Annotated in this window: 11 protein-coding genes; 4 read left to right on the plus strand and 7 right to left on the minus strand. The window is 72.5% G+C overall.

Features of this window, described 5'->3' with window-relative positions; translation table 11 throughout:
• Positions 1–7: 7 nt before the first annotated feature.
• The 4 genes from IG64_RS10695 to proB all read right to left on the minus strand — a co-directional run bounded on the left by IG64_RS10695 (position 8) and on the right by proB (position 3,876).
• Positions 8–607 carry a hypothetical protein gene (locus IG64_RS10695; RefSeq protein ID WP_078883921.1) on the minus strand — a complete coding sequence of 200 codons (600 nt, stop codon included), beginning with the start codon at positions 605–607 and terminating at the stop codon, positions 8–10.
• Positions 608–674: 67 nt separating this feature from the next.
• Entirely contained in the window at positions 675–1,961 is a 1,287-nt protein-coding gene (locus tag IG64_RS10700) for a glutamate-5-semialdehyde dehydrogenase (RefSeq protein ID WP_037854425.1), read from the minus strand.
• Positions 1,962–2,077: 116 nt separating this feature from the next.
• Entirely contained in the window at positions 2,078–2,605 is a 528-nt protein-coding gene (locus IG64_RS10705; RefSeq protein ID WP_037854426.1) for a hypothetical protein, read from the minus strand.
• Positions 2,606–2,748: 143 nt separating this feature from the next.
• Positions 2,749–3,876 (minus strand): glutamate 5-kinase, encoded by a 1,128-nt coding sequence (proB, locus tag IG64_RS10710; RefSeq protein ID WP_078883922.1) that lies wholly within the window; start codon positions 3,874–3,876, stop codon positions 2,749–2,751.
• Positions 3,877–4,295: 419 nt separating this feature from the next.
• On the opposite strand from proB, the gene IG64_RS10715 reads away from it, so the two are divergent.
• From IG64_RS10715 to IG64_RS10730, 4 genes are all read left to right on the plus strand, one after another.
• Positions 4,296–7,667: an ALF repeat-containing protein gene (locus tag IG64_RS10715; protein ID WP_037854430.1), complete on the plus strand. Its 3,372-nt coding sequence runs from the start codon at positions 4,296–4,298 to the stop codon at positions 7,665–7,667.
• 79 nt (positions 7,668–7,746) lie between these two features.
• Positions 7,747–8,136, plus strand: coding sequence for a hypothetical protein (locus tag IG64_RS38640; protein ID WP_051812615.1), 390 nt, complete (start codon positions 7,747–7,749; stop codon positions 8,134–8,136).
• A gap of 322 nt (positions 8,137–8,458) precedes the next feature.
• A complete protein-coding gene (locus IG64_RS10725) occupies positions 8,459–8,980 on the plus strand; it encodes a hypothetical protein (protein WP_199811563.1) in 522 nt (173 codons plus the stop codon).
• Positions 8,981–9,060: 80 nt separating this feature from the next.
• Positions 9,061–11,265 carry a S1 family peptidase gene (locus IG64_RS10730; RefSeq protein ID WP_037854431.1) on the plus strand — a complete coding sequence of 735 codons (2,205 nt, stop codon included), beginning with the start codon at positions 9,061–9,063 and terminating at the stop codon, positions 11,263–11,265.
• Between the two features lie 77 nt (positions 11,266–11,342).
• Here the strand turns inward: IG64_RS10730 and IG64_RS10735 are convergent, their stop codons facing one another.
• The 3 genes from IG64_RS10735 to IG64_RS10745 are packed head-to-tail and all read right to left on the minus strand — an operon-like array spanning position 11,343 to position 16,938.
• Positions 11,343–14,177, minus strand: a complete 2,835-nt coding sequence (locus tag IG64_RS10735; protein WP_037854434.1) for a stealth conserved region 3 domain-containing protein — start codon at positions 14,175–14,177, stop codon at positions 11,343–11,345.
• Positions 14,178–14,182: 5 nt separating this feature from the next.
• Positions 14,183–15,172: a hypothetical protein gene (locus IG64_RS10740; RefSeq protein ID WP_107474218.1), complete on the minus strand. Its 990-nt coding sequence runs from the start codon at positions 15,170–15,172 to the stop codon at positions 14,183–14,185.
• Positions 15,169–16,938 (minus strand): stealth family protein, encoded by a 1,770-nt coding sequence (locus tag IG64_RS10745; RefSeq protein ID WP_037854438.1) that lies wholly within the window; start codon positions 16,936–16,938, stop codon positions 15,169–15,171. Before IG64_RS10745 ends, IG64_RS10740 begins: the two co-directional genes overlap by 4 nt.
• Positions 16,939–17,168: the final 230 nt, after the last annotated feature.

Genomic DNA, 17,168 nt, shown 5'->3' on the forward strand with positions numbered 1-17,168 from the left:
CGGGCGCTCAGTGGCTGCGCGGGACCGCCGGCACGGGCGGACGGGAGGGGGCGGCGGACGCCGGGGGCGCGGCGGCGCTGCCCTGCTCCAGGCCGGTCGAGGCGGGCGGCGGTGCCTGCTCGCGGCTGCCGGACGAGCCGCCCCGGTAGACCGCCGCGAAGGCCAGGGCGACCATGCCGATGCCCATGACGAGCGCGAGCACCCAGGCGACGGGCCGGTGCCAGCGGACCTGTCTGCCGAACGCGCCGGGGCCGCCGAAGCGGCGTTCGAGCACGTCGGGATCGTCCAGGTCGTCGAGGCCGTGGCCGGCGCCGAGCGCGCGCGGACCGGCCCCGAAACCGTCGTCGTAGCGCTCGCCTCTCGCGCGGGCTCGGCGGGCCTCGGCCTCGGTGGCCTCGGCTCTGGCCTGCGCCGCGGCCAGGAGGCGTTCGACGGCGGTCGGCTCGTGGATCACGGCCGCCCGTACGAAGGCCTCGTCGAAGACCACGGAGGCGAACTCTTCGTCCGACACCCCGCGGTCGTGGTCGTCGTCGGGCTCCCAGCCGTCCGGGAACGGCGTGCCCCCCACGTCCTCCGGCACGGATCCAGAGTAGACCTGGGGGGTCAATTTGGGCAGACGGTGCGGAAATTCATCCGCCAGGTGAGACGGCCGGCGACGGCCGCGGGGCGGCGGCTCAGCGCCGGATGTGCCCGTCGCCGGTGACGATGTACTTGGTGCTGGTCAGCTCCGGCAGGCCCATGGGGCCGCGGGCGTGCAGCTTCTGCGTGGAGATGCCGATCTCCGCGCCGAAGCCGAACTGGCCGCCGTCGGTGAACCGGGTCGAGGCGTTCACGGCGACGGTGGTGGAGTCGACCAGCCGGGTGAAGCGGCGGGCGGCCTGCTGCGAGGTGGTGACGATGGCCTCGGTGTGGCCCGAGCTCCACAGCCGGATGTGGCTGACGGCCCGGTCCAGGGAGTCGACGACGGCGGCGGCGATGTCGTAGGACAGGTACTCGGTGTCCCAGTCCTCCGGGGTCGCCTCGACGACCGTGGCCCGGGAGTCCTTGGCGTAGGCCATGACCCGTTCGTCGGCGTGCACGGTGACCCCGGCGTCGGCGAGGGCGTCCAGGGCGCGCGGCAGGAACTCGGCGGCGATGTCCTGGTGGACGAGGAGCGTCTCGGCGGCGTTGCAGACGCTGGGACGCTGCGCCTTGGAGTTGATCAGGATGTCGACGGCCATGTCGAGGTCGGCCTGGGCGTCGACGTAGACGTGGCAGTTGCCGGTGCCGGTCTCGATCACGGGGACGGTGGACTCGTTGACCACGGTGCGGATGAGGGAGGCGCCGCCGCGCGGGATCAGCACGTCGACCAGGCCGCGGGCGCGCATCAGCTCGCGCACGCTCTCACGGCTCTCGCCGGGGACGAGCTGGACGGCGTCGGCGGGCAGCCCGGCGCCGCCGACCGCGTCGCGGATCACCCGGACCAGGGCGGTGTTCGACTCGTAGGCGGAGGCCGAGCCGCGCAGCAGCACCGCGTTGCCCGACTTCAGGCACAGGACGGCCGCGTCCACGGTGACGTTGGGGCGGGCCTCGTAGATGATGCCGACCACGCCGAGCGGGACACGGACCTGGCGCAGGTCCAGCCCGTTGGGCAGGGTGGAGCCGCGGACGACCTCGCCGACCGGGTCGGGCAGCGCCACCACGTCGCGCACGTCGGCGGCGATGGCCCGCACCCGCTCGGGGGTGAGCGTGAGCCGGTCGACGACGGCCTCGGCGGTGCCGGCCGCGCGGGCCTTGGCCACGTCCTTCGCGTTGGCCTCGACGATCTCGCTGGTACGGACCTCCAGGGCGTCCGCGATGGCGAGCAGCGCGTCGTCCTTCTCCGCGCGCGGCAGCGGCGCGAGGTCGGCTGCGGCGGCCTTGGCCCGGTAGGCGGCCTGGGCCACCGGGGACATCGAGTCGTACGGCGAGAGCGTGGTCATGGGGGAAGCGTAGTGCGCCGAGCTGGGGCGTTCACGCGCTGTTCCACACCGCGAGACGGCTACGGCCGGCCGTGGGACGGCCGGACGGAAGAGCCCGGAGAGGGCGGAAGGGACGGTCAGAAGGGGTGGACGCCGACCGGGGTGGCCGGGGGCGGCCCGTAGCCCTCGGCCAGGCGCTGGTGGTAGGTCTCGCGGTCGATGACCTCCAGGCCGACGATCTCCCAGGGCGGCAGCCGGGCGCTCTGCCGGTGCTCGCCCCACAGGCGCAGGGCGACGGCGGCCGCGTCGTGCAGGTCGCGGGCCTCTTCCCAGTAGCGGATCTCGGCGTGGTCGTCGGCGTAGCGGCTGGTCAGCAGGAAGGGGTGGTCGTGGGCGAGCTGTTCCAGGCCGCGCCGGACCTCCTGCAACGGGGTCCCGGCACCGGAGACCCGCAGGGTGATGTGCCACAGCCGGGGCAGGTCCGCCGGTTCCTCGCGCCCGTCGTGCGCCCGGCGCGTCCCGCGCTCCCCCTCGCGCTCGTGGGCCTGCTGCTCCCGCGCGTACCGGTCGCCGGCGGCGACGCTGGTCAGGGCCCGCTCCTCACCGGGTGCGCGGGAGGGGGACCCGCCGGCACCACCGCGGGACGCCGCCGCCCCAGGGCGCACTCGTCTCACGACGGCCTCCTTCACCCAGTGCTCGTGCGGAATGTGTCCCCGGGACAAAGTGCAGCAGGCCCTACGGCTCCGTGGGGCGGTTTTGCGGAAGGTCCCCCACCTTCAGGGACCGGACGGCCGGACGTTTCGGCCCATTACGGCTCCAGGAGCACCAGGTCGTCCCTGTGTACGACCTCGCGTTCGTACGCCGGTCCCAGCTCGCGGGCGAGTTCCCGGGTGGAGCGGCCGATCAGCCGGGGGATCTCCTTCGCGTCGAAGTTGACGAGGCCGCGGGCGACGGGGTGGCCGCGGCCGTCGCGCAGTTCGACCGGGTCGCCGGCGGCGAAGTCGCCCTCGACGCCGGCGATGCCCGCCGGGAGCAGCGACTTGCGGCCCTCGACGACGGCGTGCACCGCGCCGTCGTCGAGGGTGAGGGCGCCCTGCGGGGTGGAGGCGTGCTGGAGCCACAGCAGCCGGTCGGCGGAACGCCTGCCGGTGGGGTGGAAGTAGGTGCCGGTGTCGTTGCCGGCCAGGGCGTCGGCGGCGTGCACGGCGCTGGTGAGGACGACGGGGATGCCCGCGGCGGCGGCGATCCTGGCGGCCTCGACCTTGGTGACCATGCCGCCGGTGCCGACTCCCGCCTTGCCGGCGCTGCCGATCTCCACGCCCGCGAGGTCGGCGGGGCCGCGCACCTCGGTGATCCGGGAGGTGCCCGGCCGGCTCGGGTCGCCGTCGTAGACGCCGTCGACGTCGGAGAGCAGGACGAGCAGGTCGGCGCGGACCAGGTGGGCGACGAGGGCGGCGAGACGGTCGTTGTCGCCGAAGCGGATCTCGTCGGTGGCGACGGTGTCGTTCTCGTTGACGATCGGCAGGGCGCCCATGGCCAGCAGCTTGTCGAGGGTGCGGGAGGCGTTGCGGTGGTGGGCGCGGCGGCTGGTGTCGTCGCCGGTCAGCAGGACCTGGCCGACGCGGATGCCGTAGCGGGCGAAGGAGGCGGTGTAGCGGGCCACGAGCAGGCCCTGGCCGACGCTGGCGGCGGCCTGCTGGCGGGCGAGGTCCTTGGGGCGGCGGCGCAGGCCGAGCGGCGCGAGACCGGCGGCGATGGCGCCGGAGGAGACGAGGACGACCTCCTTGCGGCCGGGGCCGCCGTGCTTGGCGAGGGCGTCGACGAGGGCGTCCACCCGGTCGGCGTCCAGGCCGCCGGCGGCGGTGGTCAGCGACGAGGAGCCCACCTTGACGACGATCCTGCGGGCCTCCCGCACGGCCTGCCTTGCCCCTGCCACCTTGCCGCCCGTCCCCTCCGTGTTCCGGTGATCCCGTCCCTGCGGTGATCCGCCTCGCAATCTACGCGAGCCGGCCGGCGACCGCTCGTTCGTCCAGTACGCGGACGAATGACCGGATCGCACCCCGGGGCGCGCCTGAAACGTGAGGTGTCTCTCAACTGCCGCTCAAGCCCGGTGAGCCAGCGCCCGGTTGACCGGAAGATGGCGCAAAACCATCGGTGAGGGTCCGTATTTGGCCAACGACTCCTTCACAGGTGTTCAACAAACTCTCCGAAGTGCGTATCTTCGCGTGGCGCTCTGTCGTGTCCCTGCTCAACTTCTGCACCAACGGGGGGACATGCGCGCGGCCGGCACCAGTCTGTCCGGCGGCGTTCCGCCGCCTTCGCGCAGCCGTCGGGCACCGACAACGAAGGACCGCTTTGGACACCACCTACTGGAGCAGACGACGCGTTCTCGGCGCCCTCGCCGCCACCGCGGCCGTCACCGCCACGTCGAGTCTCGTCCTCAACCCCGTCGCCGCCCGGGCCGCCGACACGCCCCCGGCGGACGACGACGGCGACCCGCTCAACCTGCCCGACACCGACCGGGCGAAGGCCGTGAAGGCGTGGCTGCTGGGCGGTCCGGCCGTGCGCGCCGCCGCGGAACTGGCGCTGAGCGGCACCGACGCCGACATCCAGACCTTCCTGGCCACCGAGCTGCCCGCGGCCACGGCCGAGGACAACCGGGTGGCCGTCCTGACCTCGCTGGCGGCGGGCGGCACGGGCACCCGGCGGGCCGCCTCCGCCGCGCTCGACGGCGGCGACGCGGCCGTCACCGACTACCTCGGCACCGGCTTCAAGACCGCGATCGTGGAGGACCTGCGCGTCGCCACCAGCACCGTGATGGCGACCGGGGACAAGGCCGTGCGCCGGGACGGCGACGCCGCCCTGAGCGCGGGCACGCAGGAGGCCCTGGAGGACTTCCTCACCGAGGGCCAGTACAGCGCCCGCCTGGAGGACATGCGCTTCCAGGTGTCCGCGCTCACCGTGAACGCGGGCCCCGAGGTGCAGAAGTACGCCACCCGGGCGCTGGACGGCACCGCCGACGACGTCGAGTGGTTCCTCGACACCGGCCAGCACATCGCCCGGGCCCGGGACCAGGAGTCCGCCAAGATCGAGGAACTGGTCGCGGTCGTCGAGCGCGAGGGCAAGATCGCCGACGCGAAGACGAAGGAGGCCGAGGAGGCCGCCGCCCGCGCCGTCGAGGCCGCCGCGAAGGCCAAGGAGGCCGCCGAGAAGGCCGCGGCCGAGGCCCAGGCCGCCCAGGAGGACGTGGTCAAGTCGGGCAAGGCGGCCCGCAAGGCGGCGCAGGCCGCGCAGGGCGCCGCCGACTCCTCCCGGGTCGCCATCCGCGCCTCGCACGCCGCCGTGCAGGCCTCCCGCCGGGCCGCCTACGCCGCCACCGCCGCGAGCCAGGCGGCGGCCACCGCCGGTTCCGCCGCCGCCCGCGCCTACAACGCGGCCATCGCCGCCTCCAAGGACGCCTCCAAGGCGTCCGCCGCCAAGGACGCCGCCGTCGCCGCGCGCAACGCCGCCGCCAAGGCGCGCAGCGCCGCGAAGGCCGCCGACTACGCCGCCACCTCCTCCGCCCAGGCCGCGAGCGCCGGTTCGGCCGCCGCCTCGGCCGCCCGCAACGCGGCCGCCGCCGCGAACGCCTCCGCCGCCGCCGCGTCCGCCGCCGGCAAGGCGCAGGCCGAGGCCGCCGAGGCCAAGCGGCAGGCGCAGATCGCCAGCAGCAACGCGCAGATCGCCACCAACGCGGCCGGCACGGCGCAGGCGCTGGCGAACACCGCGGCCAGTGCCGCGCGCACCGCACGCGACGCCGCCAACAGCGCGGCCGACCACGCCGACAAGGCCGCGGACGCCGCCGAGTGGGCCGTCAAGTACGCGGGCCAGGCCGTCGAGTACGCGAAGAAGTCCACCGAGTTCGCCAACGCGGCCACCGCGGCGGCCAACACCGCGACCGACGCCGTCAACCAGGCGGTCGCGGTGGAGAAGCAGGCCCGCGACGCCGAGTGGCAGCGGCTGGACGAGGACCTGAAGCAGGCGCTGGAGGAGGCCCGCGACCTCGCGCAGATCGAGGAGCGGGAGCGGGCGGAGTACGCCGAGAAGCGCACCCAGGTCTCGCAGGCCGAGCAGGCCACCAAGGACCTCGTCGCGCAGGCCGAGGCGGCCCTGAAGAGCGGCGACCTGGGGCTCGCCGCCACCCTCGGGCGCAAGGCGGCCCTCGCCCACCTGGACTCCCGCGGTTCCTGGTCGCGCGAGGCGGCCCGGTTCGCGCTGTCCGGCGCGGACGCCGACGTGCACGGCTGGATCGACACCGACCGGGCGCTCGCCCAGAAGCAGGACGACCGGGAGACCGTCCTGTACCTGGCGCAGATCACCACCCCGGACGTGGCCGACGCCGCGACCAGGGCGCTGGAGAGCGACGACCCGGACGCCGGCACCTCCTTCCTCGCCACCGGTGTGGTCGAGGCCGCCGCGACCGACAACCGGGTCGCGGTCTCCCGCGTCCTGGCGGCCGGTCCGGGCAGCGCGGTGACGAAGGCGGCGAACGACGCCCTGAACGCGGGGACCGCCGAGGCCCTGCACGAGTTCCTCAGCGTCACCTACGAGGCGGCGCAGCGCGAGGACGACGCGGTCGCCACCGCCGCCCTCATCGACAAGGGCGGCCCGTACACCAAGGCGCACGCCCAGGCCGCGATGGAGGGCCCGACGTGGATGCGTCGCAACTTCATCGCCTCGGTGCAGTACAAGACCGCGCAGCTCGACTACGACTCGGCCGCCCACATCGCCGCCGTGCAGGGCGCGATCGCCGCCGCCGCGAAGATCGCGAACAAGGCGCAGGAGGACGCCGCCCGGGCGCAGGAGGCGGCGGCCAAGGCCCGCAACGCCGCCACCGAGGCGCTGCAGTGGGCGGACAAGGCGAAGAAGGCCGCCGACCAGGCCGCCGCGTCCGCGCAGCAGGCGGACGCGAACGCGGACGCCGCCGAGCAGTCGGCCAAGGACGCGCAGGCCTCCGCCGACCGCGCGAAGGCCGCGGCGGCCACCGCCCGTACGGCCGCGCGCTCGGCGAACTACTCCGCCAACCGCGCGGTGGACGCCGCGCAGCGCGCGGTGGCCTCGGCGAACTCGGCGCAGGCGTCGGCGGCCTCGGCGCGTGCCTCGGCCGTCCAGGCGGGCAAGGACGCGCAGACCGCCGCCGCGGCGGCGAGCCAGGCCCACCAGATCGCCGCGGCCAAGCGGAAGGCGGAGATCGCGGCGGCGGCCAAGGCGGCGGCCGAGCAGGCCCGCAAGGCCAAGGAGGCCGGCCAGAACCCGGCCGACACGTCCGACAACGACGATGTCAAGGGCGGCCTGCCCTGGTGGAAGAAGGACGCCCGGTGGCTGGCGAACGCCACCAACTGGGCGAGCATCGGCACCGGGTTCGCCTCGGTGGGCATCGGCCTGGTCGGGCTCGGGGTGGGTGTCTTCTTCCCGCCGGCCGGACTGGCGCTCGAAGGCATCGCGGCCGGCTTCGGATATGCCTCGCTCGCATTCACCGGACTGAACGTCCTGTTCACCGGAATCGGCTACGGCTGGACGAGCAGCGAGTTCCAGTCCTCTCTCGGGAGCGCCGCCCTCAGCCTGATCACGTTCGGGCAGTCCAAGTGGATCGGCGCGCTCGGCGGGGCCAAGGTGGCGACCAAGCTCACGCAGGCGGGACACGATCTCATCTCGCCGGTGACGGGTCTGCTCGGATCCCTCTTCTGACCGGTCCGGTGTAAGGTCCCCGCCAGGGCCGGCGGCGCATCCGCCGCCGGCCCTGGCGGGTTTTCGGAAAGGAGCGGCCATGCTCGCGCGGCTTCCCCTCGGCTGGCTGCTGCTCATGGCGGCTCTCGCCGCTTTCCTGCTCACCGCCGAGATGCACCGCTGGATGAAAGTCCGCAGGCTGACCCTGTGGGTGGCCGTCGTTTCCGCGGCCTGCTGCCTCGGCATGGTGGCGGTGGGAAATCTCCAGCAGCAGCACTGGAACGCGCGGCAGATGCTGGTTCTTTACTCCTTCACCTGGACGGGTCTCGCCCTCGGTCTGCTCCCTTCCGGGAAACTCTTCACCGAATGGTGCGAAGAATGGCGAAGGGGCGTACGCAGGGACAAGTACGAGTACCCTGCGCGATATCAGGCGGCCGTCTACGTTTCGGTTATCGTGATGGGATTTCTGGCGTTTCTGCTGGCCGTCTGAGAAACATCCCCCCACTGTGATTCACCTCACAACAGGGCCCCCACTTTACGCCCCATTTAGGTACTTTGCGAAGTGGACAAGGGTTCATCGCAGAGGGTTTTATAGCCAAGTTCGAGCAGTTTCCCGACAGTCGGACAGAAGCCCGGTCAGGGCCGTATGCCAAATGAATGGCAGGGCGGGCACGCCGCCATTCGTTCGATTGCCGGGAGTGGGGGCACTGCGCGTCACTTCCGGCTGCCTTCACACGACTGCATGAAACGCGCTCCGGACCATCCGATCCGGAGGCCGACGAGTGAGGACTGTGATGAAGGCACGTGCCGTAATGGCGAAGCCGTACCAGAGAAGGATCGCCGGCACCGTTCTGGCCGCCGCGGCCGCGGGCGCCCTGGCGTTCACGGCACTGACGGGCGGTACCTCCGCCGCCAAGGACGTCACGGCCGACTCGGTCACCTCCGTCGCCGGCGAGGCCCCCGGCTACGCCGTGGAGGACTTCAACTACCCGGGCGCGGACAAGATCCTCGCGGAGAAGAACATCGTCCTCAAGCGGGGCGACGGGCACATCACGCTCGCCGACTGCGCGAGCGGCACCGGCTTCCTCGAGGTCTGGGCCCGCAGCAAGGACAAGATCTGCTTCCAGGTCACCGGGAACACCGGCTGGCTGACGATGGAGATCCCCTCCGTCTACGCCGTCCGGGGCAACGACTACGCGGCCCAGGTGGACATGACCGTCGACTCGGAGCAGAAGAGCTTCGACGTCGCCAAGAACACCTGGACCGCGGTCGGCGAGAGCGCTGACCCGCAGGGCCGGGAGCACATGCTCGTGGAGATCCGCACCTCCAAGTAACCCCGGGCCCTCCGCCGTCCGCCCCCCTCCTCCGCGCGGCCGCACCGGCCTCACGGATCACAAGCTCAAGGACTTTCTTCATGCCACATTCCAGACACGTGCGTCTCGCCGCACTCGCCACCGCGGTCCTCGCGGGCCCCCTGGCCGTGTGCGCCGCGCCCGCGTCCGCCGTCACCGGCAACCCGGTCACCGACGCCTCCTTCGCCCCCACCGCGCAGGTCATCGTCGGCGACCACGACCACGGCTGCTCCGGCGTCCTGGTCGACACCGAATGGCTGCTCACCGCGGCCAGCTGCTTCGCCGACAACCCCGCCACGGACCTCACCGTGCCCGCCGGCAAGCCGAAGGTGAAGACGACCGCGACCATCGGCCGTGCCGACCTGAGCGGCACCGACGGTGCCGTGCGCGAGATCGTCGAACTGGTGCCCCGCACCGACCGCGACGTGGTCCTGGCCCGGCTGAACCGCCCGGTCACCAACGTCGCCCCCATCGCCCTGGCCACCACCGCGCCCGCCGCCGGTGAGGAGCTGAAGTTCGCCGGCTACGGGCGCAGCAAGACCGAGTGGGCGCCCCTGAAGCTGCACAGCGGCGCGCTGACCGTGGACTCCGCCGACGCCACCACGGCCGCGGTCACCGGCAAGGACGGCGCCGCCGCCTGCATGGGCGACAGCGGCGGTCCCGTGGTGCGCACGAGCAGCGGCACCACCCAGCTCGTGGCCCTCAACAGCCGCTCCTACCAGGGCGGTTGCTTCGGCATCGACGCGACCGAGACCCGTACCGGCGGTGTCACCACCCGCGTCGACGACCTCGCCTCCTGGGTGAGCTCCAAGACCGGTGCCGCGCGCATCACCGACTTCAACTGCGACGGCGTCGAGGACGTCGCCATCGCCGACCCGAAGGCGGCCGTGGCCGGCAAGGACGGCGCGGGTGTCGTCCGCATCGTCTACGGCGGCGGCAAGGGCACCGCCGAGATCAACCAGGACCTCGACTGGGTGCCCGGCGGCTCCGAGGCCGGCGACTGGTTCGGCGAGGCCATGGACACCGTCGACTACAACGAGGACGGCTGCACCGACCTGGTCGTCGGCACCCCCTCCGAGGACCTCGGCACCGCCGCCGACGCAGGCATGGTCGACATCCTCTACGGCGCCCCGGCCGGCATCGGCACCGGCTCCCTGAAGGACACCCACTTCGAGCAGGGCTCGGGCACCGGCTCCTTCAAGTCGTCCACCGCGGAGGCCGGTGACCGCACCGGCCAGTCCGTCGCGGCCGGCGTCACCGCCGCGGGCGAGCCGTTCGTCGTGATCGGCTCCCCGGGCGAGGCCATCGGCAGCGTCGCCAAGGCGGGCATGATCTTCTACGTGCACGGCGACACCAACATCGCCATCAGCCAGGACAGCACCGGCGTGCCCGGCGCCGTGGAGGCGAACGACGGCTTCGGCGGCGCGGTCGCGGCCGACGCCAACCACATCGCCGTCTCCGCCTCGAACGAGACGATCGGCACCGACGCCGGCGCCGGCAACGTGGCGGTCTTCTCGCACCAGCTGAACTCCGAGAAGCGGCCCACCCCGCTGTTCGGCCTCGACCAGGACCTGGACACCGTCTCCGGCGGCGCCGAGCCGGGCGACCAGTTCGGCAAGTCGCTGGCCATGGTCGCCTACCGCCCCTCGGGCGCGGCCACCGCCAACGAGTCGATCATCGCGGTCGGCGTGCCGGGCGAGGACCTGGACATCGACGGCGTCAACAAGACCGACGCCGGCATGGTGCAGACCTTCCGCGTCACCGCGGCCGGTACCTACAGCCAGCTGAACTCGTACTCGTCCGGCACCAGCACGGACACCGTGCCGGGCACCGCCGAGGCCGGTGACCACTTCGGCACCGCCGTGGCCGCCGTGAACACCGCGCCGCGCGCGGTGAGCACCACGGCGACGATGAAGCTGGCCGTCGGCATCACCGACGAGGCCATCGGCACCACCGCGAAGGCCGGTGCCATCACCACCTTCTCGCTGCTCGGCTCGCCCGGCGCGAACAACCGCTGGATCGAGGCCGGCACCTCCGGCATCCCGGGTCCGGCCGGTGCCGACCAGCACCTCGGCCAGAGCATCCACTACAGCGGCACCCAGCTGTACCTGGGCATGCCCTACGGCCCGGGCAGCTACGGCACGGTCTACGCCCTGCCGCTGTCCAACGTGACCGCGGGCGGTTCCAACGCGGCCATCACCACGTACCAGCCCGGCAAGGGCGGTCTGCCGGCGGCCGGCGGCCGCTTCGGCTACGTGGTCCGCTAGCACCGCGCGACACAGCGGAAGGGGGGCTTCCCCGGCACTCGGTGCCGGGGAAGCCCCCCTTTCCGTGTCCTGCCGGATCAGAGCTCGTACGGGCTCTTCACCGGGAAGTAGGCGCGCAGGAACGAGCTGATGATGCGGGCCTGCTCCTGGTCGGGGACCTCCGCGTCCTGCGACTCGCCCAGGCAGAACGCGTCGTGGCCGCGGATGGCGAGCAGACGCGTCAGCTCCGGGTGACGGGAGTAGGTGCCCACGTCGATGTAGGCGCAGCGGATGCTGCTCGGCACCGCGCTGCCCGTCAGGAAGCCGTAGTGGTGGTGCAGCGAGGAGACCATCGAGATGTCCTGCCAGCCGCGCATCGGGTTGGCGGCGGTGCGGGCCACGCTCTCGGGGAAGTCCGCCTCGATGCTCTCCAGGACACTCCTGCGCAGCGGGTGCGGGGCGTGCGCGAAGCTGTTCGCCACGGTCACCCCGAAGCGCTCCTCGAGCAGCTTGCGGTTGTTCTTCGCCGCGGCGAAGTAGCCCTCGTCCGTCTCGGCCGGATCCCCGATCGGCACGGTGGTGGGCGTCCAGTAGAAACGGCTGGTGCCGTTGGCCTGGAAGAACTTCTGCGGGTTGAGCGGCCTGCCGATGAACACGTCGTCGTTCATGTACAGGAAGTGCTCGGACAGCCCGTCGATGTGGTGCAACTGGCTCTCGATGGCGTGCGAGTTGAACGTCGGCAGGCAGGACGGGTCGGTGAAGATGTCGCGGTGCGACACCACCTCGATGTCCGGGTGCTCGGTGTTCAGCCACTGCGGGGTCTGGTCGTCGGTGACCAGGTAGATCTTGCGCACCCAGGGCGCGAACATCGCCAGGGAGCGCAGCGAGTACCGCAGTTCGTCCCGGTTGCGGAAGCGCGCGGCCTCGTCACCGGAGCCGGAGGCCTCGGCGGCGAAGCCGAGTTCCGCGCGCCGCCGCGCCCGCCGCTCCTGCCAGCTGGGGTCCGAGTCGTCGACCCAGGTGTAGACGACGTCCACCGGGAAGGTGATGTCGCTGACCAGCTGCTTGGTGAACGGCTCCAGCGTCGGGTACTCCCGGTCGCGCACGCGCAGGCGGGCGTCCGCGGTCAGCGACGGCAGCTTCGGGCCGACGGCGCTGGCGCGCAGCGGCGCGACGAACTGGCCGTCGCCGCCCTCCTCCTCCGGGACCTGGCGCCAGAACTCCACGTCGCAGCCGTAGGCGGGGCCGAAGCGCAGCGTGCGGCTGGAGGTCACCACGGGACGGAAGACCCGCAGCCCGGCCACCTCTCCGGCGGCCTCCAGGCGCTCGGCGAGCAGGACGCCGGGCGCGTGCGTGCGGGGCTTGAGGAGTTCGGCGTAGACCGCCTTGCCCTCGTAGTCGGTGGCCAGGGCCTTGCGGACGGCCGCCTGGTGGACGGTGTCCACCGCCAGGCGCCGGCGCGGGCTGTCCTCCCGGTCGCGCACCAGCACGTAGGGGATGCCGTGCTTCTCCAGCGCGGCGACGACGGTCTCGAAGTTCCGCTGCACTATGTCGGTGCCCTGGAGGTCGTCGTGGACCTCGGAGAGCCGGCCGCTGGCCCGTACCAGGGAGCGGTTGGACGCGCCGATCACCAGCTCACGGGCGCGCTGGTCGCCCGACGAGGGCGCGGTGCGGTCGGCGGCGACCGCGGCGTGGAAGCGGCCGGCCCCGCCGTGCGCGACGCGATGGGCCATGCGGTCGGCGCGCTGCGCCATGCGCTGCGGGTCGTCGCGGCGGTAGAGCAGCTCGGTGAACAGCTCCTCCCACTGCTTGACGATCACGTCGGCGGCGAAGCGCGCGGAGCCCTCGTGGGCCTTCTCGCCGTAGGAACGCAGCAGTTCCTCGTCGCCCATCAGACGGGAGATCGCCTCGGAGAGGCCCTCTATGTCGTTGGGCGCCACGAGCAGCCCGTCCACCCCGTGCCGGATGATCTCGGCGGGACCGGTGACGATGTCGTACGCCACCGCCGGGACGCCCGCGGCGAAGGCCTCCAGGAGCACCAGCGGGAACGCCTCGCCGTCCTGCGAGGGGAGCATGGTGAGGCTGGCCTTGGCCCATTCCTCGGTCATGTGCTGGCTGGGGCCGAGGATCTCCACGGAGTCGTGCAGACCGAGGCCCTGGACCATGTTGCGCAGCCGGGACATCTGCGGGCCGTCGCCGAAGATGCGCAGCCGCCAGCCGGGGTGCTCGGGCAGCGCCTTGGCGAACGCCTGGATGGCGTGGTCGACCTGCTTGTCGGGCACGAGCCGGCGGGGCATGACGATGCTCTTGCCGGTGAGGCTGGAGCGGGGGCGGAAGCCCTCGGGGATGGCGTTCGGGATGGCCGCCAGGCGCGGGGCGGCCTTGCCGAGCGACTCCTCCAGCCACTGCTTGGTGCGCTCGGTCAGCACGACCAGCGCGTCGATCTCCGGGGCCCGCAGCAGCAGCGGTTCACCGGTGCCGCCGCGCAGCTGCGAGGGCCGGTGCTCCTGGTGGATGGTGATCACCCGGGAGGGCACCAGGTCGGCGACGGCGGACATCAGCGCCGGGGAGGTGGTGATGAGGATGTCGGTGTCGAGGGTGCGCAGGGCGCGGTTCATCTCGACGTCGGAGAGGGCGTCGAAGGTCGCCTCCCACTTGGGGCTGATCAGGTCGCTGGGCAGCCCGGCCAGCCGGCGGCACTCCTCGGCGCCGATGTCGCTGTCGCGCACCGGGCGCTCGGTCTTGCCCGTGCGGTCCACCAGGTAGCGCACGGGGACCCGCTCGTCCACGGAGAAGAAGGGGCGCTCACGGGTCTTGAAGACGCTGAGCACCTCGACGGTGTGCCGGGGCGCCAGGTGCGTCGCCTGGGTGTAGACGGCCTGCTCCGTGCCGCCCATCTCGTCGCCCCAGGTGAGCAGAAACGTGATCTTCATTGGTGTCAACATCCAGAGGGGAGGTGGGCCGCTCGGAAGGCGAGGCTGCCGATGGGCGTGTAATACGGGTTGATCCTGAGCACGGAGTCGTCGTCGGCGGTCAGCAGCCGGTGCGGCATCCGGAAGACGTCCCCGGGGCTGCGTACGTCGGTGCGCTGCCGGGAGATCTTCAGCGCCCGGCGGCGCGGGCGCTGGAGCCGTACGTCGAAGATCTGCTCCTTGGTGCCGAGGTCGCCGAAGTCGGCCACGGTGAGCGAGCAGACGAAGACGTCGCCGTGCCAGGTGGCCGGGACGACCCGGGCCGCCTTGCCGCTGCGGCGGACGAGTTCGACGTCGCCGCTGCACTCCTCGGCCGGCGCGTTGACGAGCCGGCCCTCCAGCGTCACCTCGGACCAGCCGATCTTCACGGCCAGGATCTCCGCCTCGGCGTCGTCCCTGCCCACGGAGACGTACGCGCGTCCGGTGCCGGAGGCGATCAGACGGCAGTAGGTGCCGTCCGGGCGCACCGGCTCGGGGACGGTGGGGCCGTCCGGCATCAGCCGGGGCGCCTTGGCCACCGCGAAGCGGCGTTCGGTGCCGGCGGCGTCGGTGAAGACGACTGACAGCCGCCACTGGCCGGACCCCAGCAGGAACCTGCGTACCCCGGCGGGCACCGGCGGGTGGGCGTCGGCGTCCGCCTCCAGCAGGTCGAGGACGGCGGTGCCCTGTGCCTCGACCTGTCCGTCACTGCGCTGGACGAGCGTCAGCGGGATCACCACGGGGGTGGAGGATCCGCCCAGCAGCAGGGAGGCGGACGAGGCGGTCACCTCGCCGGGCACGCGGACGCAGAAGTTCAGCGTCCGGCCGTCGAGCAGGGAGAGGTGCTCGGCGGTGACCCGCGGCCAGTCGTCGGCGCTCGGCGGGACCAGGACGAGACTGTCCAGTCGCGACCGTGCCGAGCGCACCACGTCGTACCCCTTGCGCATCACCTTGTGCGGGGTAGGGAGTTGTCTCATCGGTTGTCTGCACCACGCTCGTAGGGGCTGGGGTACGGGAAGTACTCGTCGAGGAAGCGGCCCATCAGGGCCTGCTGGCGGCCCAGTTCGGCCTCCGTGGACGTCGTGTCGTTCAGGCAGAACACGTGCGCGTCACGCTGCGCGAGCAGCCGCCCGAGCACGCGCTCGACACCGGGTTTGCCCACGTCGCAGTAGCGGTACACGAGTCCTTCACCGGAGAAGGAACGCTGGGTGTGGAAGGCGTAGTAGTGGTGCAGGGACGAGGCGACCGAGATGTCGTCGACGCTGCGGAACCGGCTGGCGGCGGTGCGCCGGTGCTCCTCGGGGAACTCCCGCTCGATCTCGTCCAGCACCCCGCGGTGCAGCGCGTGCGGCACGTGCTTCATCTTGCGGAAGATGTTGTCGCCGAAGCGCTCGGCGATGAGCCTGCGGTTGTTCTTCCCGGCCGCCGCCACCGGCGGGTCGTCCGGGGAGGGCTCGCCGAAGGGGACGAGGGCGGGCGAGAGGTAGAACTTGCCGAGCCCGTTGGGCAGGAAGAAGTGCTGCGGGAGCACCTCCTGGCCGAGCATCACGTCGTCGTTGAAGTACAGGAAGTGCTCGGAGAGACCCTCGATGTGGTGCAGCTGGCTCTCGATCGCGTGCGAGTTGAAGGTCGGCAGCGCGTCGGGGTCCTTGAAGATCTCCTTGTGGCTGACGACCTTGATCCGCGGGTGGTCGGTGTTCAGCCACTGAGGCGTCTGGTCGGCGGTCACCAGGTAGATGTTGCGCACCCAGGGCGCGTACAGGTGGAGCGAGCGCAGCGAGTAGCGCAGCTCGTCGCGGCTGAGGTAGCGGGCCGCGTTGGCCGCCTCCTCGTGGTAGGGCCGGTCGGAGAAGGCGGCCCGCCGGCGCACCCAGTCCGGGTCGGAGCCGTCCACCCACGTGTACACCACGTCGATGGGGAACGTACGCCGTCCGACGGCGGCCGCGGCGAAGGCCGGGCGGGTCGGCACGCGCACCGGCTCCTGCTCCCGCTGCTCCTGCTCGGCGGGCAGCGGGGCGAGTTCGGTGAACAGGCTCTCGTCGGCCTCGACGGACGCCTCGTGGACCGGGACGGCCTCGGCGACGACGTTGCGCCGGGGGGAGACCAGTTCGCCGCCCTCCTCCCGCCAGAACTCGATGTCGCAGCCGTAGCGCAGGCCCAGCACCAGGCGGCCCGTCTGGTCGGTGAGATACCAGGTGCACCGGAAGACGTCGGCGCCGGCGACCCGCTTCCAGGGACCCGCGCCGTAGCCGGGCAGCGCCGACTCCTCCTGGACCTGGCGGCCGCGGACCGGGACCACGTACCCGGGACGGACCCGGCAGGCCTGGCGCAGTGCGGTGAGCACCCGCTCGCGGTCCTCGCGCCGCACGGCGAGCGCGGCGGAGGTCTCGGAGTCCGAGCGCACGCAGAAGTACTCGACGCCCGCGCCGCGCAGCGCGGCGGCCACCTCGTCGAGGTTGGCCCGGCGGGCCTCGAGCGGCGTGATACCGGGGACGACGTGGGCGATGCGCGGTGTCCCGTCGACGCTGACGACGGTCCTGTCGTGCCGTGCCAGCAGCGACCGGTGGCGCCGGACCACCCGCACCCGCTTGACCTGGTTGCGCACCTCGGCCGCGGCGGCGATCCCCGACTTGAGCTGCTCGCGGAAGTCGGTCCCCACGTGCTCGGCGATCACTCGCCGCGCGCCGACCGGCACCGCGCGGCGGTACACGCCAACCAACCGGGAGGCTTCAGGGTTTCGCACTGCGGGAGCTCCTCCGACGGGAACGGCTGGGTGAACGGCGCGCCCCCACTAGGTGATCCGGTAAAAACACGGCGAGACAAGTATGCAGTGTGTTTACCCCACGTCCGCATGGCCGTGCCACAACCGCAACCGCCAGCAAATGCGGCATACCGGGCCAATCGGCTACGAGTGTTGACATAAATCACAGCCGGGAACCGGGCATGCCCCCGCCGCGTCCGGGAGCGCTCGCG

This window comes from Streptomyces sp. NRRL S-340 (genome assembly GCF_000720185.1).
Classification (GTDB): domain Bacteria; phylum Actinomycetota; class Actinomycetes; order Streptomycetales; family Streptomycetaceae; genus Streptomyces.